17 protein-coding genes are annotated in these 18907 nt (G+C 44.7%); 12 read left to right on the plus strand and 5 right to left on the minus strand.

Going from position 1 to position 18907, the window contains the following annotated elements:
* Positions 1-370: 370 nt before the first annotated feature.
* The 3 genes from ISR87_01645 to ISR87_01655 all read left to right on the plus strand — a co-directional run bounded on the left by ISR87_01645 (position 371) and on the right by ISR87_01655 (position 3522).
* Complete coding sequence (locus ISR87_01645) at positions 371-1216, plus strand: ROK family protein (protein MBL7024131.1); 846 nt, start codon at positions 371-373, stop codon at positions 1214-1216.
* Positions 1217-1290: 74 nt separating this feature from the next.
* Positions 1291-3186, plus strand: a complete 1896-nt coding sequence (locus ISR87_01650) for a Na+:solute symporter (GenBank protein ID MBL7024132.1) — start codon at positions 1291-1293, stop codon at positions 3184-3186.
* A 123-nt stretch (positions 3187-3309) separates the two neighbouring features.
* A complete protein-coding gene (locus ISR87_01655; GenBank protein ID MBL7024133.1) occupies positions 3310-3522 on the plus strand; it encodes a hypothetical protein in 213 nt (70 codons plus the stop codon).
* A 223-nt stretch (positions 3523-3745) separates the two neighbouring features.
* Here ISR87_01655 and ISR87_01660 read toward each other — a convergent pair whose 3' ends face one another.
* The 5 genes from ISR87_01660 to ISR87_01680 form a co-directional block, all read right to left on the minus strand.
* Positions 3746-4567 (minus strand): DUF481 domain-containing protein, encoded by an 822-nt coding sequence (locus tag ISR87_01660; protein MBL7024134.1) that lies wholly within the window; start codon positions 4565-4567, stop codon positions 3746-3748.
* Positions 4554-5609, minus strand: a complete 1056-nt coding sequence (locus ISR87_01665) for an LLM class flavin-dependent oxidoreductase (GenBank protein MBL7024135.1) — start codon at positions 5607-5609, stop codon at positions 4554-4556. The genes ISR87_01660 and ISR87_01665 overlap by 14 nt, the downstream gene beginning before the upstream one ends.
* Positions 5610-5710: 101 nt before the next feature.
* Positions 5711-6424, minus strand: a complete 714-nt coding sequence (locus tag ISR87_01670) for a pirin family protein (protein ID MBL7024136.1) — start codon at positions 6422-6424, stop codon at positions 5711-5713.
* 16 nt (positions 6425-6440) lie between these two features.
* Entirely contained in the window at positions 6441-6800 is a 360-nt protein-coding gene (locus ISR87_01675; protein MBL7024137.1) for a DoxX family protein, read from the minus strand.
* Entirely contained in the window at positions 6787-7257 is a 471-nt protein-coding gene (locus tag ISR87_01680; protein MBL7024138.1) for a MarR family transcriptional regulator, read from the minus strand. Before ISR87_01680 ends, ISR87_01675 begins: the two co-directional genes overlap by 14 nt.
* A gap of 129 nt (positions 7258-7386) precedes the next feature.
* Between ISR87_01680 and ISR87_01685 the strand changes: the two genes are divergently transcribed.
* The 9 genes from ISR87_01685 (at position 7387) to ISR87_01725 (ending at position 18904) form a co-directional block, all read left to right on the plus strand.
* Entirely contained in the window at positions 7387-8124 is a 738-nt protein-coding gene (locus ISR87_01685; GenBank protein MBL7024139.1) for an NAD-dependent deacylase, read from the plus strand.
* Positions 8108-10084, plus strand: coding sequence for a tetratricopeptide repeat protein (locus ISR87_01690; protein MBL7024140.1), 1977 nt, complete (start codon positions 8108-8110; stop codon positions 10082-10084). The genes ISR87_01685 and ISR87_01690 overlap by 17 nt, the downstream gene beginning before the upstream one ends.
* Positions 10085-10179: 95 nt before the next feature.
* The gene (locus ISR87_01695; GenBank protein ID MBL7024141.1) at positions 10180-11010 is read left to right on the plus strand and encodes a phosphatidate cytidylyltransferase; all 831 of its coding nucleotides are present in this window, start codon (positions 10180-10182) and stop codon (positions 11008-11010) included.
* Complete coding sequence (locus tag ISR87_01700; GenBank protein ID MBL7024142.1) at positions 11011-12858, plus strand: peptide-binding protein; 1848 nt, start codon at positions 11011-11013, stop codon at positions 12856-12858.
* A 452-nt stretch (positions 12859-13310) separates the two neighbouring features.
* Positions 13311-14243, plus strand: a complete 933-nt coding sequence (locus ISR87_01705; protein ID MBL7024143.1) for an ABC transporter permease — start codon at positions 13311-13313, stop codon at positions 14241-14243.
* 8 nt (positions 14244-14251) lie between these two features.
* Positions 14252-15277: an ABC transporter permease gene (locus ISR87_01710; GenBank protein MBL7024144.1), complete on the plus strand. Its 1026-nt coding sequence runs from the start codon at positions 14252-14254 to the stop codon at positions 15275-15277.
* A 164-nt stretch (positions 15278-15441) separates the two neighbouring features.
* Positions 15442-17286: a glutamate mutase L gene (locus ISR87_01715; GenBank protein MBL7024145.1), complete on the plus strand. Its 1845-nt coding sequence runs from the start codon at positions 15442-15444 to the stop codon at positions 17284-17286.
* A gap of 3 nt (positions 17287-17289) precedes the next feature.
* Positions 17290-18417, plus strand: a complete 1128-nt coding sequence (locus ISR87_01720; GenBank protein ID MBL7024146.1) for a hypothetical protein — start codon at positions 17290-17292, stop codon at positions 18415-18417.
* Between the two features lie 28 nt (positions 18418-18445).
* A complete protein-coding gene (locus ISR87_01725; GenBank protein MBL7024147.1) occupies positions 18446-18904 on the plus strand; it encodes a hypothetical protein in 459 nt (152 codons plus the stop codon).
* Positions 18905-18907 lie beyond the last annotated feature (3 nt).

Genomic DNA, 18907 nt, shown 5'->3' on the forward strand with positions numbered 1-18907 from the left:
TGAGTTTATGAGTTTATGAGTTTAATGAGTTTAATGGGTTGAGTGGGTTTATTGTGTGGATGGGATGGGGCAGTAATCAGACATATTTTGAATTGGGTCTGGCGGTTTCAATGATAATGTAGTGCATACCAGCTTCTAACCCAAATTGGTAATCTCAAAGTTCCATGGGTCCTGTATACAGCCAATATTAATAGTTCTGTAATTCCAAAGGAATGCAGGTATGAGCACGGAAGTATTTTAATTTTAACGCAAATCAGTTCGTTCACACACCTTTATTATCCCATCGTTAGTAACCAATATTAACTTATCAACAAGCTGTTGGTACAAAAATTTAGGGATGAGAACCCAAGGTGAAAAAAAGGAGGGCGCAATGACTGTTATTGGTCTTGATCTCGGTGGAACAACCGTGCATTCAGGTAGAGTTGATAAGGGCGAAATCAAGGATTCGTTCTTAATGAATATATGCGCTGACCAATCAGAGCAAGATGTGTTAAATGATGTTTATACTGCCATTGATAATGTAATCCAGGATGGCGCAAAAGGAATCGGGGTTGGCGTACCTGGGCTGGTTGATGCTGAGAAGGGCATCGTTTTTTCATTGGCTAATATTCCTTCCTGGCAAAAAGTTCATCTCAAGGAAAATCTGGAAGACCGCTATGGCATTCCCACATATATAAACAACGATGCAAACTGCTTTGCCACAGGCGTCAAGTATTTTGGCCAGGGCAAGAATTTCAAAAATCTGATTGGGCTTACTCTAGGTACTGGTATGGGGGCTGGGCTGATCTTAAACCATAGATTGTATTCTGGGAATAATTGTGGAGCCGGCGAATACGGAATGCTGCCATATAAAGATCAGAACTATGAATATTATTGCAGTGGTCAATATTTTATAAAGCTATGGGGAAAATCTGGGAAAGAGCTTCACAAGCGTGCTTTGGATGGTGATATTGAAGCAATTAATATTTTTAAAGAATATGGGGTGGAGTTAGGGAAGGCAATTAAGGTTCTCCTATACACATTAGATCCAGAAGCTGTCTTTTTGGGTGGTTCGGTGAGCAAAGCTTTTGAATATTTCAAGGAAACCATGATGAGAGAAATTAATACATTTGAGTTCGGGCACATCCTGGAAAAATTCTTAGTTATACCCAACCAGACACCAGACATAGCTCTCCTCGGTGCCGCAGCACTCTATGAGGATTCACAGCGGACGTAGGCTAGCTGGATAGCAATAGGATGATCCAATTAAAAAGCTCCCTGTAACATTGACCAACACAAAAGGATAGAGTCATGCAATCATTACATTTTATCGATCTCACTGTCATTATGCTGTTTTTCTTAATCATTTTTGGAATTGCGGCATATTACACCCGCAAAGCTGGTGAAAGCACCAATGAATTTTTTCTATCGGGCCGCAATATGCCCTGGTATATCGCAGGGACTGCCATGGTTGCTACTACCTTTGCTGCAGATACACCTCTCGCTGTTACAGAACTGGTAGCCAGAAATGGTATTGCCGGCAACTGGTTATGGTGGAATATGGCCATTGGGGGTATGCTGACAGTCTTCTTTTTCTCCAAGCTCTGGCGACGGGCAGATATTATGACAGATGTTGAATTTGTTGAATTGCGCTATTCAGGGAAAGCTGCCGCCGTTTTGCGTGGATTTAGAGCGATCTATTTAGGGTTGTTCATGAATGCCATCGTCATGGGCTGGGTGAACAAGGCTATGGAAAAAATATTTAAGGTCACAATCCCCGAGTTTGATCCCTTTTTGCTGGTCATGGCAGCTGCTTTTATTATTGCTATCTATGCCTCTGCTTCGGGTCTACTGGGAACAGCAAGAACTGACAGCTTCCAATTTCTGTTTGCCATGGTGGGTTGTATTGTATTGGCAGTGATCGTCGTAAAACTCCCTGAAATCGGGGGTGTGGTTGCCTTACAAGAAAAGTTGGCCCCTCAGGTTCTGGATTTCTTTCCACGAATTGGTGCAATGAGCGCGAAGGGGGTTACTGGGGGGGTATTTGCACTATCCGTTGGAGCCTTTTTCGCACATATCGGATTGCAATGGTGGTCGAGTTGGTATCCTGGTTCTGACCCAGGTGGTGGCGGCTACGTGGCACAACGCATGATGTCTACCAAAGATGAGAAGAACAGTCAGCTAGCAACTCTGTGGTTTACCGTTGCCCATTATACTTTACGCCCCTGGCCGTGGATCATTGTCGCCCTGGCCGCCCTGGTGATTTTACCGAGAGCCCAGAGCCCAGAGCTTATTGAAGCTGAGAACCCCGCTCTCTACCAACAGGTTGTCCAGGCATATTCTGACAAAGTGAATGTCCTTGGTGATGCTGCCTATGCGGCACCAGAATTCCAGGCGATGTACGAGAAATATGAAAATACCATTGACCCTGGTGTCATGTATCCCAAACTCATGATGCGTTATTTACCCCCAGGTTTACTGGGACTCTTGATCGCTGTATTTCTGGCTGCCTATATGTCTACCATCGCTTCTCAATTGAACTGGGGAGCATCCTATTTGATAAATGATCTTTATCGACGATTTATGCGTAGAGACGCAGACGAGAAGCATTACATCAAGGTATCCAGAATTGCCATTTTTCTCATGACCGTGGTATCATTACTAATTACCCGGTACTTTTTGACCACCGTTTCTGGAGCATGGGAATTCATAATTAACGCCAGTGCGGGATTGGGTGCTGTCCTCATCCTTCGTTGGTTCTGGTGGCGCATCAATGCCTGGTCAGAGATCTCAGCCATGATTGCTCCCCTGATCATTTACCCGGTGGCCCGTTGGGGTTTCGGTCTTGAATCACCCATAACACTCTATCCGATTGTGTTTGGTACCACCATTGTATGGTTAGTTGTAACCTTTCTCACTGAGCCCGTCGAGGTGTCTCATCTCACTATATTCTTCAGACGTATTCGACCTGGAGGAATCGGCTGGAAACCAATAAAGGCTCTCGAGCCTGATGTGGTCCAGGACAGTGGCTACGGTATCACTTTTCTGAACTGGGTGCTTGGTGTCATTCTTATCTACGCTTTTTTATATGGGTTTGGTCAAATCATTTTCCATAACTATTTGGTGGGATTTATTACAGTAGGCGTTGGTATTTCGACAGGTGCTTTGATTAATCACAATCTAAAAAAGGTGACTGGACAGGTCTAGCCATGGCTCAGAAACTGTTTAGTCTACTTGATTTAAATCTCGTCAGGTAGGATTTATATCCTATTCGGTGGATATTTGGATCACCAATAATAATGCGATCTGGGGCGGTGTCATTGGGAGGATATGGCATCAGTGATCAATCTCAGACTCAAGGATCGCTACATTTCACCCTTCAAATGCCAGACTATTGAATTACGTAGTGCAGATGGATCTGCCTTCATTCACCTGCTCCTGGCGGGTCTGACAATGGCTATTCAATATGGGTTGAGGAAAATGGATGAACACATTTGGAAAAGGGCTCAGGAAATCATGCATCGTAGTATTCATGTGGGGTAGTTTTGGTTAGGAGATAGGAGTTAGGAGTTAGGAGTTAAGAGTTGGGAGTTAGGAGTTAGGAGTTAGGAGATAGGAGTTATTGAGTTTATGAGTTGAGGAGGGGGGATTAAATGTTGGGGGAAATCAAACATACATAAAATTGGGTCTACTGGCTATTCTGACCACGTTGTGCTTTTCAGCCCATCACCCAAATAGATAATTTCGAAGTCCCAAGGGTAGGCAGTTATTTAAATTTGTAGGTCATCCCCTGATTGTACTCCAGATCCCTGGACTTTACTCCACCTGGAGGTTCGCTGTCATAGCGGATATTTAATTCAGAAGTGAGTGCCAGCCGTTTGCCCAAACCCACCTCAATCAGGCTTTGGGATAAGAGCCGGTAGTCCTTTATTCTTTGGGTGTCCACCTGATAGTAGGTGGTAGATTGAATATTCACATTTTCATGGGGAGCATAAGCCAGCACGAAATAGTTGCTGGAACGGAGCAATTCAGCCAGATCCCCGTGTACCGGATCTCCTACCGTTGCATCAGAGCCGATATCGATACTTTCTCGTTCCAACATAAGACCCAGACCGAACGCCATGGACAGGGGGGCTTTGCTGATGTTGTCATTTCCAGCCAAACCTGAATGCTTGAAGCGTAGACCTGCACCCACCAGGGCTCTCTGTTTTAAACGGATAAACTCATTAAACTCCAGTTGAGAAAAAACTTCTGCAGAGTAGCCAGGAGTAAGTTCCTTCATGAACCTCAAATGGGCAAAACCCTGGTTCACAAAGACCGTTTCATCTTTGCTGCTCATTTTATAATTGGAGACCAAAAACAGATGCCCCCAGGGTTGGACCTGGTCAAGACGGGTTTTAACCTGGGTCTGGAACAGATTGCGGTTGCCATCCATGAGGTTGAGCGTGGCACCCAGATTAAAATGGAAACCAGGCTCCTGAGTTGTTTTTCGGAGTGACTCGGTATTTACCTGAGCGCTAATCGGTCCTGTTCCCAGGATCATCATACTTATGATGAGGGTAAAAAAAATATAACTACGCTTCTGCATCGATTGTCCTTTTTCCTGCTGCATTGACTATTGGCTGCACTTGATCACCGATTATCTCAATTGATCGCATAAGATCGGTGTGAGATAACCCAGCATTGTCCATTTGGAAAGTAAATCTTGAAATACCCCCAAGCGCTTCGGAGTGTCTCATTATTTTTTCTGCTACATCCCTGGGGTTCCCAATAACCAGGGCTCCCGTAGGCCCGGTCTGAGCATCAAAGCGCTCACGTGTCACCGGTGGCCAGCCGCGTTCTTTTCCTATTCGGGTAAACGTTTCAGCATAACCGGGATAGTACTTGTCAAGTGCTTCCTGTGTGGACTCACCGACATACCCCAGAGAGTGTAACCCCACCTTCAGTTGTTCTGGCGGATGTCCAGCGCTTTCACCAGCACGTAGATAAAGATCGATGAGGGGGCGAAAACGATGGGTCTCGCCTCCAATGACGGCCACCATAAGCGGTAGGCCTAATAAGCCTGCGCGCCTGAAGGAATCAGGGGTTCCACCAACTCCCAACCAGATTGGCAGCTTTTCCTGCAACGGTCTGGGATAGATGGCCTGGTCTTTAAGCTCAGGTCGATACTTCCCTGACCAGGTGATACGTTCATTATCTCTGATTTTAAGCAGCAGATCTAATTTTTCTGAAAAGAGGGCATCATACTCCTGGAGGTTTAAACCGAAGAGTGGGAATGAATCCGTGAAAGAACCCCTGCCGGCAGTTATTTCAGCTCGTCCCTGCGAAATCAAATCCAGAGTGGCAAAATTCTGAAATAATCTCACAGGATCTGCTGCACTTAAAACGGTCACTGCACTGGTCAATCTAATCTTTTTAGTACGCGCTGCGGCAGCGGACAGGATGGCAATATTGGCTGAATCAAGAAACTCTTTGCGATAGTGTTCTCCGATACCAAACACATCAAGCCCAACTTTATCAGCAAATTCTATCCTGTCAAGTAAATCAGATAAGGCAGTGGCAGCCTGGCTAGTCTGATACGGGTCTCCAGAGAGTTTACTGGCGGCAAAACTATCAATACCTATTTCCATTTTTTGCCTGCTTTCTTGAATGGATTCATTTGAAAAGACTTGGGGTAGAGGGAGATAATCTGAATGATGAGAGTGGAACTGGAAGCTTCTATGGAAACGATCTATGAGCTCAGTATAGGTAGGTCGGCCAGAACGATCTCAGCATCAGATTTTGCAGTGATGACAATCTCATCCTCATCTTTGATATAGACGCCGTCACGTTGTTTGAGTTCGTGTCCGTTGATATCAATGCTTCCTTCTGATACGACCAGGTATGCGTGACGCCCAGGATCAATTATCTGAGTGAATGAATGACCTCTGCTGATGACGCCGGCAAAGATGGCGGCGTCCTGATATATATGGAGGGGATCCTGAGGTTTATGGATTTCCCTGCCACTCACCAGTGGAATAAGCGTGTTGCTGGTTTTTTTGGGAAAGGATCTGGCTTCCCAACGAGGAGATACATCTCTTTGTGCCGTATGAATCCAAATCTGGAACAATATTGTGTCTTCGGATTCTTCATTGTGCTCACTATGGTAGACACCGGTGCCTGCGGACATGACCTGGACATCGCCTGCTTCTGTGCGACCCTCATTACCCATGTTATCTCGATGGGTGATGGCACCCTGACGGACATAGGTGATAATTTCCATGTTATCATGGGGGTGCATATCGAAGCCGGTTCCAGCCTGAATTTCATCATCATTCCAGACCAGTAGCGGAGGATAACCCTGACGAGCTGGATCATAATACCTGGCAAAACTGAAATGGTGCCTGGCAGTTAACCAACCATGCTTGGCAATACCCAACGACTGGAATGGAATGACATCAATCATTTATAAGCGACCCGTATTAATCCTGTTGGTAATTTGATGCTAACATCAAAGCACCACCTGCTAATCCAAGATCTTTAAGCAGTCCACTCATGGCCATCATATCGCCACCGATCATGGCTGGCAAATGGATGGTAAAAACGAAGACCAGCATCAAAGCGGCGGTTAATAAACCAGCCAGATATGTATGCTTTTGGATCACAAAGCTCACGCCTGCAGCGATAAGTGCCAGACCTGTAACGTATACCCAGAAAACGCCTCCAGGAAGCCAACTGGGAACCAGGCCAGCCATGTCATTGGCCATCATCAGGTGCATGAGACCAAAGAGAGCAAATGGAACGGTAAACAGGTAACGACCAATTGATTTAAGATTTTTCATTATGTTTTTCCTTTTGTTTTAACCCCAGCTCTTTTGATAGTGAACCGAGGGTTATTAGTTGTTGATCATCTATGACTGAAAAGCAGTTAAGCAATTCATCAAGATGGTTTCTAAAAACAGGTTCAATGAACCCTGAACCTTTTTGTGTGAGGTGAATAATGATGGAGCGTCGATCGTGATCACAGGGTACACGCTTAACCAGCTCCTGCTTCACCAGATTGTCGATGACAGTGACCAGGTTTGAGGTGGTCATTAATAATTTTTGACCAATCTCTTTAACAGAGAGGGGACCAATGTGTTTTAACACCTCTAAGACACCGAACTGTGAGATAGTAAGTCCCTGTTGCTCCACATTGTGGCGCATGAATTGATTTAATGTGTTATTGGCTCTGGAAAATTTAATAAATGTATCCAGAACAAGTTTTTCGCGAGGGTTGCCTTGGTAATGTGTGCTCATAGCAATAAATAAACATCAAATTATTTGATATCAAGATAAATATTGTCACAATAAAAAATATTTTTGAGTTTGGTCCATATGGAAGGAGGGGAGTTTTGAATGGGCACAATGAATTCTATATTCAATGCCATGAGTGGGAACACTATTCCAATAGATCGTTTCAATAGAGATAGTCATGTCGTCTTTTTCACAGGGGCAGGCATCTCCGCAGAAAGTGGAATTTCCACCTTTCGAGATCCTGATGGTCATTGGTCGAAATATGACCCGATGAAATTGGCCAGCCAGGCTGGATTTAAAGAGGATCCTGAGCTGGTATTAAACTGGTATGCAGATAGAAGAGAGACAATCCTGCAAGCTCAGCCCAATGCTGCCCACACCAGTATTAGCGATTTTCAGAAACTATTCAGACATTCTGTTGTAATAACTCAGAATGTTGACGGTCTCCATGAACGTGCAGGGAATCAGACCATTTATGAGTTGCATGGGAATATCCATCGTCATAAATGTAATAGCTGTGGAAAAAGTATTGATTTGACAGCAAAGGATATGAGAGCATTACATCAATGTGACTGTGGTGGAAAGGTCAGACCCGATGTGGTTTGGTTTGGTGAATCTTTACCCAGGGAGACAATCAATCAAGCATTCGAAGCGGTTCAGAATTGTGATCTGATGTTTAGTATTGGAACTTCTGCTCAGATTTACCCAGCTGCACGATTACCCTTTGAGGCTCAAATCCAAGGTGCTTATGTAATTGAAATTAACCCAGAACCGACACCCTTTAGTTCCAAGGCTGATATGAGTGTCCGTGATGATGCCGGTTCTGCCATGCCAAAATTTTATGAGGAGTTTCATGCTCAGCTCAAATGATTTCCTGAAATATTTTAAGCCCATCGTTTTGCTCATGTTTATAGGCATGCAATCCTGCGCTTATTACAACACATTCTACAATGCAGAAGAGTACTTCGCTGAGGCACAGAAACTTACCCGTGAAAACCAGACTGAAATAGTAAGCCGAGATGAAATAAATCTGTATTCAAAAGCTATTGAGAAATCAAAAAAGCTGCTACAAAGATACCCTGAGAGTAAATATCGGGATGATGCTCAATTCATTATTGCCAAGGCTTACTATTTCAAAGGTGACTATCTGCAGGCAAAACGCTATTTCGAAGATCTTGGTTCCCTTTATTCAAATTCACCCTATGTCAGCGAAGTCCCGCTTTGGATTGGCAAATGTCTTCTGAAAACTGGAGATCTGGAAATGGCCAGATATGAAGCCTCCCGAGTGTTGAGGAGTGACTCAGAGCGTAGGCTCCAGGCAGATGCCTTGCTGCTCATGGGTGAAATCGCAGTGCAACAGGATAGTCTTGGTGTTGCTGAACATTATTTGGAGCAGGTCATTGATCGTTCCCCAGATGGATTCACGAAAGCCCAGGCTCAATTTCAGGTTGGCAAAATGCGGGAAAATGAAAAGGATTATGAGGGTGCCCTCAAGGCCTATCAAACTGTTTCCAAATACAAACCTTCAGAATCCCTTAAGGTGGAAGCCATTATCCGACAAACTAGTATGCTTAAAGCTTTGAATCGTGATGAAGATGCAGTTGAAATGATTCAAGATATGCTTTTGAGTGATAAGTTTGTTGAAATCCGGGGGCAATTGGAGGTGGAGCTGGGGAAACTATTTCTCGTCATGGATGAAGTTGATCTGGCCGAAGCAAAATTTACTGCCATTGTTGAAGACTATAACAGGACCGAGGTGGCAGCTGAAGCCAGTTTTTATCTGGGCGAATTGTATCTGACAAAACGCCAGGATTATATCCAGGCGAAAGCTTCATTTGCCAATGTGAAAACGCAATCTCCACGTTCACCCCTACTGACTAAGGCGACTCTGAAAAACCAGCAGATAGATCGCTACGAAAAACTTCAATTCGATAATACCAACTTAGAGAGACAATTGCAGGGACTTCCTCCCATCGTGAAAATTGATAAGAAGGCCAACAGTTCAAATGCCAGGAATAATCGTAGTAACTCAAGGGGACGTTCACGGGGAGGGCGACAGACTAGCCCTGAAGAGGCAGCAGCTGCCCGGAAATTCGAAGCCCCAGACAGAGTCGTCATAGATACTGTCGAAGTGACTGGAGAAGACTCCATCCAGATATATAAATTGATTGGTGAGAATCGATATTCACTAGCTGAATATATGCTTTTCGACTTAGCCCGGGTGGATACCACACTTGAAATACTAAAGCATCTTGAGAATAGTACATCCGATACATCAATGCAGCAGCAGTGCGCCTACATGCAGTATTATGCCTTAGAATCCATTGAGGGTGATAAGGACGGGGGCCGATCTGCCCTGAATCATATCCAGGAAAAATATCCACACTACTACAATACCATCATGAATAAAACTGATACCACGCAGGTATCAGACCCAAATGAGGATCGATTTAGACGCATCGCCGTCCTGTTTGAGTCAGGCAAGTATTCAGAGGCAAGTAAGCGCTACTATTCAATCAAAGAAGATTCCACCATTTCAAGCACAATCAGGGGTGAATCCTGTTTCAACCATGCCTGGTTAAACGATTACTTTTTATTCGACAAGGCATCAGCTGTTGAGTCCTACAGTTACATGGTGGCCAATTTTCCTGAGGATCCACTTTCCAAGACCGCCAGGAACCGCTTAAATGCTTTGACCCAGGATCCCAGTCAGAATATTGAACCCCAAAAGGAAGAGCAGTCTGATGCAAGGGTTGAGGAAGATGAACAAGATCCTGGACAAAAATCGAATAGACCTGAGGATTATGAAAAAGATGAAGATGAGAAATAAAACCTTCACGTCTAAGGTTCTCATCGGATAATATTACCACTTGCCGAAAACATGTTGGTGTTTGGGGGGGCGCCCAATAATTTCAGCGCTCTAATATGTCGATTAATAATATAATAAAACGCGCCCCTGTCGTCATAATTGGCATCCCTGCCCTTATAGGGTTCACGCTATATACACATGATGTTTTTATGGTATTTTTTACCATTGCCGGTATTCTCATTCTGGGTGAGGCTTATCGAATGTCGCGACCAAATGGTACTGAGCCAAACATCTGGGTGGGCTATCTCATCTATCTGGCCCTGGTGGGGGATCAACTGCTAGGTGGCGGTGAAAATCTGGGTCCTATTTTAATTGTCTCGATTCTCATATTATTGACCTGGGAAATGTTTCGCAAGCAGGCCCACGTTATGGAAAACGTCGCCTCAACCTTTTTTGCGGCAACATTTATTGCCATGGCGATGTCATATTTTATTTTGCTCCAACAATTGGGGTTTATGGGGCAGGGGGGGCACCTTGGTGGTTATGCAGTTTTGACTGTTTTTGTAGGCGTCTGGACCTGTGACTCCTTGGCCTATTTTGTTGGTTCTGCCATTGGCAAACATAAGATTTTCCCACGAGTAAGTCCTAACAAAAGCTGGGAAGGTTCAATCGCTGGACTGATTGGCTCCTTTTTAGCACTACTGCTCATTGTACGTGTGGGTTGGTTACCGGGACTGGATTACACAGATGCCCTCATACTTGGTCTTATAACTGGTGTTGCAGGACAAATCGGTGATTTTGCTGAATCTCTGGTAAAACGAGATGTGGGTGTTAAAGATTCGTCCAATCTTCTACCGGGACACGGGGGAGCATGGGATCGGCTCGATTCCATCCTCTTTGCAGCTCCACTCAGTTATTTGTATTTGACGCTTGTTGTCGGGCTATAGATGAAGAAGTCTTTTCTTATTCAATTCTTGATAATGGTGGTGTTTATAGTTTTGGCTAACCTGGGTTTGAGACCTGCAGAGGTTCTGATAGATGATGTGTTGGGCAATGCAGGGGGTATTCGAGTAGATCTTACAGGCGATGAAACCATTTTTGAAAGCAGCCCAATTGGAGAAGATCCGCAACAGGGAGGAACACTGGTTTTTGCAGAATCAGCTCACCCTGAACATCTCAATACATTCACATCCACATCAGCAGCTGCCACCAGGATTCTGGATAACATCTATGAGACACTGCTGGGTTATGACTTCCGCACCTGGCGATATGATAAACCGGTTTTAGCCGAGAGTTTCTCGGTGAGTGAGGATGGCTATACACTCACTTTTAAAATTCGGAACAATGTCTACTGGCATGATGGCGAGCAACTTACTGCACGGGATGTCTTGTTTTCTCTTAAAGCCATTTTGAATCCTTTTGTGGATAGTGCCCCTACCAGGAGTTCCTTTCAAAAGGTGACCAGTGCTCGGACAGAAGGTGACTTTATTTTTAGTGTGACCAGTTCTGAAACCCACTTTCGAAATCAAGAAATCCTGGGTGGATTTCACATTATCCCAAAGCATGTCTGGGATCCTGAAGGATTGTTAGACAGGTATTCAGTCGAGGATTTACTTAATCCCTCTGTAACACGGGAAGAGGCAGCCATCAAGGGGTTTGCAGATGCCTTCAATGTTCATCCACAGGGAAGACCTGTGGGTGATGATGCTGAACCGATAATTGGCTCCGGTCCATGGATATTTGATAAATGGATTACTGGAGACTACATCTCATATGCTAGAAATAACAATTATTGGAACGCTGATGAGACCTATGAAGAAGCATTTTCTGAGAAGGGGGCATATCTTGACAAAGTGATTGTCAAAGTCATCAGCGATGCAACGGCGCGCTTGACAGCCCTGAAAGCAGGCGAATTAGATTTCATACCCAGAATGCGAGCAGTTCAGTACTTTACACAGACCAACACTCCTGATTTTCTAGATAAATTTCAAAAAGTGAGCTATGTGGTTCCTGCTTACAGTTATGTTGGTTGGAACAATGACCGACCCTATTTTAAAGATAAACGTGTGCGTCAGGCCATGACCATGCTCATTGATCGGGACAACTATAACGAGAATGTAGCATATGGGTTAGGTATCCCAACTATAGGTCCTTTCTACATTTATGGCAAACAATACAATCATAATATCCAGCGTTGGCCATATGATCCCCAGCGGGCAGTTGAGCTCATTGAAGAGGCGGGATGGATAGACCACGATGGTGATGGTATCCGAGATAAAGATGGTGTTCCATTCAATTTTACTTTTTCAGTGTCCTCAGGCTCCACCAGTTCAAAATATCTGGCTTTAATGCTCAAAGAGGACTTGCGGAAAGTCGGTATCGTTGTGAATATCAGGCAGTTAGAGTGGTCAGTTTATGTCGAAAATCTCCGAGATCGGCAGTTTGATGTGGTTTCATTATTGTGGATTGGAGGGCTGGAAATGGATCCTTACCAGATCTGGCATTCTGACAATATTGGAGATCGTGGATCAAACTATATGGGCTTCAGCCATGCCGAAGCTGATTCCCTTATTGAGGAAGCACGATATGAACTGGATGAGGAAAAACGAAATGACATGTATTTTCGACTTCAAGAAATATTTCATGAAGAACAGCCCTATACCTTTATGTTTTATCAGCGTGATCCAGGCGCCTATTTAAAAGAATTTCATGGTGTAAAATGGTTACCAATTCGTCCAGGGTATAGAGTGAACAGTTGGTGGCGCAATACTGCCAGCGTAGGAGCAACCTCCTGATGTGGCGCTATTTCCTCAAAAGGATTCTCCTCATATTTCCTACCCTCTTTGGAATATCCATCATCACCTTTCTGATCATCAAGCTGGCTCCAGGGGATCCTACAGCCATAAAAATGGGTAATCAGCAGACCGGAATGGCATCGGATCAGAATCTGGCCAAACAGATGATAGAACAGACACGAGAAATATATGGTTTGGATAAGCCATTATTACTCAATTTTGTCATTTATCGCGTCGAAGATAGCTGGGAGTCAGTCCAGAAGTATCTCATTGAGGGACAGGCACTTAGTGGGCGAGCTTATGATGATATTGTAGAGCCTCTCAAGCAGGCAGATGAAGTTGCCGTTCCATTTTTGGTTGGTCTCTTGGAGTCTGGTGATCTCACAGCGGATGAGACGACCGTAGTCCTTGAAATCCTGACCATTAAACAAAAGTTAAGTATCAGTGTTGAGATGAGTCTGGATAAGCAACTGGAATATATTCAGAACTGGTGGTATGGTGGTACTGACTCTACAGGTGTTGTGCGCAGTGCAGCAAAAGACACCTATCAATTCACCGGTTTCCAAAAATTTAAAAAGATTTTTACTGAGGCTCAATACCCACGTTGGCTGGTCAATATGATGACCCTTGAGTTTGGGACCTCCATAAAGGATAATCGTCCAGTTTGGGATCACATCAAAGAGAGTGTGCCAGTATCCCTGATTTTCACATTTACTTCTTTTATACTTGCTTATCTAATTGCTATCCCTCTTGGTATTTACTCAGCAACACATCAGTATTCAACGGGGGATAAGATCACGACGGTGATTCTGTTTATTCTGTATTCTCTACCAAACTTTTGGGTGGCTACTATGGCCATTGTCTTTTTTGGGGGTGGAGATTTCTTCAACGTTTTCCCTGTTTCAGGCTTGCATAGTTTGGGAGCCAGCGAATTGGGTACCTGGGACTATCTGGTTGATATGGCCCATCATGTGGCTTTGCCCCTGTTGATCTGGACTTATGGTTCATTTTCAGCACTATCGCGTTATATGCGTGGATCCATGCTGGAAGTGATCCGCCAGGATTATATCAGAACTGCCCGGGCCAAGGGTCTCAGTGAACGTGTCGTGACGTATAAGCATGCATTGAGAAACTCCTTGATTCCCATCATCACCATGCTGGCCAATCTTTTACCCCTGGCAATTTCAGGTTCCATTATTATTGAATCAATTTTTTCAATTCCAGGTATGGGGCAACTCAGTTTCAATGCTGTGCTTTCAAGGGATTACCCCATTATTATGGCAGTGACTACCATCTCAGCCATGCTCACTCTGTTTGGAATATTGCTTTCAGACTTGCTTTATGCCGTAGTAGATCCTCGGATCACCTTTGAGGAGAAGCGCTAATGTCAGAGATGGCACCAGCTCGCACCTATTCGCAGATCGTCGGCTCCCAGTTCCGTAAGAACAAACTCGCCGTCCTGTCACTTCACATTATTTATGTGCTCCTCTTTGTCTTTATCTTTGCCGATTTTCTGGCAAATGACAAACCAATTGTGATGCGATACCAGGGTAGCACCTATTTTCCAGTCTTTCGGGAATATGGTGTAAGGTGGTTGGGGTTGAATTGGCAGGATGCATTTAAGAGTCAACAATTCAAGATTTTGGAAGATAAGTATGGAGAAGGGGACTGGGCTATTTACCCAGTGATCCCTTACTCATCGACTGAGTACAATCTTCAGGTGAAACTGCAGCCGCCCAGTCGAGCCCATATATTTGGAACTGACGAATTAGGTCGAGATGTATTGTCCCAGATGATTCATGGTGCCCGGGTGAGTCTATTGGTGGGTTTCGTCGCAGTTGCCATATACGTATTTATTGGAGTTATTCTGGGAGCTCTGGCAGGCTTCTATGGTGGTCTCATTGATATTGTCATTCAAAGAATGATTGAAATAATGATTACCTTTCCTCGAATGTTTCTTATCATTACCATTGTTGCAGTGATGGAGACCCAGTCCATTATAAATATCATGATTATTTTGGGACTGACTGGTTGGACGGGGGTCGCTCGTTTCACTCGGGGTGAATTTTTGAAAGTTAAGAATGAGGATTATGTGGTAGCCGCTAAAGCACTGGGCTACAGAGACTTTCGTACTATTTTCAGACATGTCTTGCCCAATACTTTGACACCTGTGCTGGTTACTGCAACCTTTGGAGTTGCAGCTGCGATCCTGATTGAATCTGGCCTCAGTTTTCTTGGTTTTGGTGCACCCCCGGAGCAGGCAACCTGGGGATCATTGCTAAGCAGTGCCAGGGATACGCTGCCCACTGGCTGGTGGTTGACCACCTTTCCAGGTCTGGCAATTTTTATTACGGTGACCGTGTATAATCTTGTCGGTGAGGGTTTACGAGATGCATTGGATCCCCGTCTCAAACAATAGTGGGATGACAAAATTATAAATCTTTGCGAGAATTAAAGCAAAACACTCTCGCGAAGAACGCAAAGCCGCAGAGAAACGATTTAGGTGTAAGCGAAGCTTTTAGACATTATAATACACTCTGCGTCTCCGTATGCTCTGCGAGATGAAAAAAATAAAGGACCGAAATAGTGGCTGGTAACAAACTTAAAACTATTCTGGCAACGGATTGTGGCTCGACCACGACCAAAGCTATCCTGATCGAATTGACCGATCAGGGGTATCGTTTAAAAACAAGGGGAGAGGCTCCTACCACAGTGGAAGCCCCCTTTGAAGACGTCACCAAGGGTGTACTCAACGCAATCATGGAAGTTGAAGAGCTTTCGGGATTGAAGATACTCGATGGGGATCAGATTATTCATCCCATGAAGGATGCCAAGACGGGTGTGGATGTTTATGTATCCACTTCATCTGCTGGTGGTGGACTTCAAATGATGGTAGCTGGTGTTGTGAAGGCAATGACCGGGGAGAGTGCCGAACGCGCTGCTCTGGGCGCTGGATCCATTGTAATGGATGTTCTGGCATCAAATGACGGTAGACTGCCCCACCAAAAAATTGAACGTATTCGTCAGCTACGTCCGGATATGATCTTGTTGTCAGGCGGAATCGATGGCGGAACGGTTTCCCACGTTGTAGAATTGGCTGAAATTCTGGCTGCAGCCAATCCCAAACCACGTTTGGGTCAGAACTATAAGTTACCCGTTATTTATGCCGGCAACAAAAAAGCCCAGGATAGTATCGCCAAGACGCTGGGTGAGATCACTGATCTGGATATCATCGAAAATATTAGACCTGTCCTGGAAGTAGAAAACCTGGGACCTGCCAGGGACAAGATTCATGATCTCTTTATGGAACATGTCATGGCCCAGGCACCGGGCTATAAGAAGTTGATGACATGGACAGATGCACCCATCATGCCTACACCTGGAGCTGTTGGTTCCTTGATTGAGATGGTAGCCAAGAAGGAAAATATCTCGGTTGTTGGTGTTGATATTGGTGGTGCTACTACAGATATCTTTTCTGTATTCCAGGAACAATTCAATCGTACGGTTAGTGCCAATCTGGGTATGAGCTACTCAGTGTGTAATGTATTGGCTGAAGCCACACTTGAAAACGTGTTGCGCTGGGTGCCCATCGATATCGATGAAGGCGAGCTTACCAATCGGATCGGTAATAAGATGATTCGACCTACTACTGTCCCACAATCGCTTGAAGAATTAATCATTGAACAAGCCATCGCCCGTGAGGCCTTAAGGCTTTCCTTTATACAACACAAATCCTTTGCTGTAAGTCTGAAGGGTGTTCAATCACAACGAACCATTTCGGATGCCTTTGATCAATCCGGTTCTGGCGAAACACTGGTCGACATGATGGAGTTGGATCTGCTGGTTGGTTCTGGCGGTGTTCTATCTCATGCTCCACGTAGAGAGCAAGCCATGCGTATGATGATTGATGCCTTTGTTCCAGAGGGAATAACACAACTGGCAGTTGATTCAATTTTTATGATGCCCCAATTGGGTGTCATGGCTAATATCGAAAATTCAGAAATGGCTGAAGATGCCCGTAAGGCTGCCGTAGAAGTATTTGAGAAGGATTGTTTGATCCGACTGGGTACCTGTATTGCTCCAGTAGGGAAGCCAAAACCTGGCTCAGTAATTCTCACTGCAGAATTTGATCTTCCTGGAGAAGGCAAAAAGGTGGTTGAGCTGAAGCAGGGTGAAATTATTGTTATCCCCGCACCCTACCAGGCGATTAGTGCCAAGTTGACCCCTTCAAAATCCATGGCAATAGGAAAAGACAAGGGTGAATCTCACGAAACCAATATTTATGGCGGAACGGTAGGACTTATTTTCGATGGCAGAGGACGACCCTTTGAGCTGAGCAATGAAAAGTCCAAGAGAATTGAAAATTTGAATAAGTGGTCCAAAGCTACCAATGAATATCCGGACACTGAATTACTGGGAGGAGCATAGATCATGGCCCATTCATATACTCCCGGACTAAAAGTCCTCCACGAAACCAAAGTAAGAAAAGATAGAATTTTACCCCTGAAGGGGGAGGTAGTAGTTCAACTTGGAGCGTCTGTCACCCCAGATGATATCGTTGCTCGCACGCATCTGCCAGGCAGTGTCCAGATGGTGAATGTGGGTAATCTGCTCAATATTGATCCCACTGATGTAGAAGCAGTGATGCTGAAGCCCATTGGCTCTGAATTTACCAAGGGCGAGATGATGGCAGAAACCAAAGGATTCTTTGGCCTGTTTAAATCCAATGTGTTGTCACCCATTGATTGTACCCTGGAATCGATTTCATCCATTACGGGACAGGTTGTCCTTCGGGATGCACCCATCCCAGTTGAAATAGACGCATACATACGAGGCGTTGTGGCTGAAGTTGTTCCTGAAGAGGGTGTCGTCATCGAGACTGAAGCCGTTTTTATCCAGGGGATTTTTGGAATAGGTGGTGAGAGCAGGGGAGAACTCGTTGTAGTGACTGAAAGTCGCGAGGATGAACTTACTGCTGACATGATCAAACCCGAGCATGCTGGAAAAGTATTGGTTGGTGGTTCATTTATCAGTCTGGCTGCATATAAAAAGGCACTTAGCATGAAGGTTGCCGGAGTCGTGGTTGGTGGTTTTAATTATTTTGATCTGGAAGAGATTCTGGGATATACCCTGGGTGTTGCTATCACTGGTTCTGAGGATCTAGTCACCTCCCTGGTACTCACAGAAGGCTATGGCAAAATCCGGATGGGTTCAAGGACCTTCGATCTGCTCAAACAGCATGACGGTAAATTCACATCTATCAATGGTGCAACTCAAATTCGAGCAGGCGTTATCCGTCCTGAAATAGTGATTCCACTTAATCCAGGAGACATCAAGGGTGATATTCAAGCTGTTAAGATAAATGAAGGTATACAGGCTGGAAGTCTGGTACGTGTTATACGTGCTCCCTATTTTGGAAGAATCGGTACTGTGGTTTCCTTACCACCAGAATTGCAGAAAATGGAATCTGAAACCATGGTTCGTGTCGCAGAGATAAATATTGATGATCAAGTCATGGTTATACCGCGTGCTAACCTGGAGATGGTCGAAACTGATTAATCAAATTAAAATTGAGCAGGAGGGGAGTGTGTCATGCTTCGAAAGCCTCAGCAAGACACATTGGGCTTGTCTCCCTGAGGCTCTCGAAGGGTTTGAGGACAAGCAATCCATGATGATGAAGCCATGGTCATACCGCGTGCTAACCTGGAGATGGTCGAAACTGATTAATCAAATTAAAATTGAGCAGGAGGGGAGCGTGTCATGCTTCGAGAGCCTCAGCAAGACACATTGGGCTTGTCTCCCTGAGGCTCTCGAAGGGTTTGAGGACAAGCAATCCATGATGATGAAGTCATGGTCATTCCGCGTGCTAACCTGGAGATGGTCGAAACTGATTAAGAATAAACAGAAACTTGTTTTCAATCGAGTGAATACGAGATCAAACAAGTTTCAAAAACCAGTTTGGGTTCGCTCTGCTCTCCTGAAAACTGGTTTTGCCAGAGCCTGCGTAGGCTGGCTAGAAGACCTGAGACTTGTGAGAGGAATTTGATCA

The organism is Candidatus Neomarinimicrobiota bacterium (genome assembly GCA_016784545.1).
Lineage (GTDB): Bacteria > Fidelibacterota > UBA8477 > UBA8477 > JABMPR01 > JABMPR01.

Bases quoted from the DNA above. Each gene is read 5' to 3' on its own strand.
- ISR87_01645 (MBL7024131.1), top strand. From the start codon at position 371: ATGACTGTTATTGGTCTTGATCTCGGTGGAACAACCGTGCATTCAGGT.
- ISR87_01650 (MBL7024132.1), top strand. From the start codon at position 1,291: ATGCAATCATTACATTTTATCGATCTCACTGTCATTATGCTGTTTTTC.
- ISR87_01655 (MBL7024133.1), top strand. From the start codon at position 3,310: ATGGCATCAGTGATCAATCTCAGACTCAAGGATCGCTACATTTCACCC.
- ISR87_01660 (MBL7024134.1), bottom strand. From the start codon at position 4,567: ATGCAGAAGCGTAGTTATATTTTTTTTACCCTCATCATAAGTATGATG.
- ISR87_01665 (MBL7024135.1), bottom strand. From the start codon at position 5,609: ATGGAAATAGGTATTGATAGTTTTGCCGCCAGTAAACTCTCTGGAGAC.
- ISR87_01670 (MBL7024136.1), bottom strand. From the start codon at position 6,424: ATGATTGATGTCATTCCATTCCAGTCGTTGGGTATTGCCAAGCATGGT.
- ISR87_01675 (MBL7024137.1), bottom strand. From the start codon at position 6,800: ATGAAAAATCTTAAATCAATTGGTCGTTACCTGTTTACCGTTCCATTT.
- ISR87_01680 (MBL7024138.1), bottom strand. From the start codon at position 7,257: ATGAGCACACATTACCAAGGCAACCCTCGCGAAAAACTTGTTCTGGAT.
- ISR87_01685 (MBL7024139.1), top strand. From the start codon at position 7,387: ATGAGTGGGAACACTATTCCAATAGATCGTTTCAATAGAGATAGTCAT.
- ISR87_01690 (MBL7024140.1), top strand. From the start codon at position 8,108: ATGCTCAGCTCAAATGATTTCCTGAAATATTTTAAGCCCATCGTTTTG.
- ISR87_01695 (MBL7024141.1), top strand. From the start codon at position 10,180: ATGTCGATTAATAATATAATAAAACGCGCCCCTGTCGTCATAATTGGC.
- ISR87_01700 (MBL7024142.1), top strand. From the start codon at position 11,011: ATGAAGAAGTCTTTTCTTATTCAATTCTTGATAATGGTGGTGTTTATA.
- ISR87_01705 (MBL7024143.1), top strand. From the start codon at position 13,311: ATGAGTCTGGATAAGCAACTGGAATATATTCAGAACTGGTGGTATGGT.
- ISR87_01710 (MBL7024144.1), top strand. From the start codon at position 14,252: ATGGCACCAGCTCGCACCTATTCGCAGATCGTCGGCTCCCAGTTCCGT.
- ISR87_01720 (MBL7024146.1), top strand. From the start codon at position 17,290: ATGGCCCATTCATATACTCCCGGACTAAAAGTCCTCCACGAAACCAAA.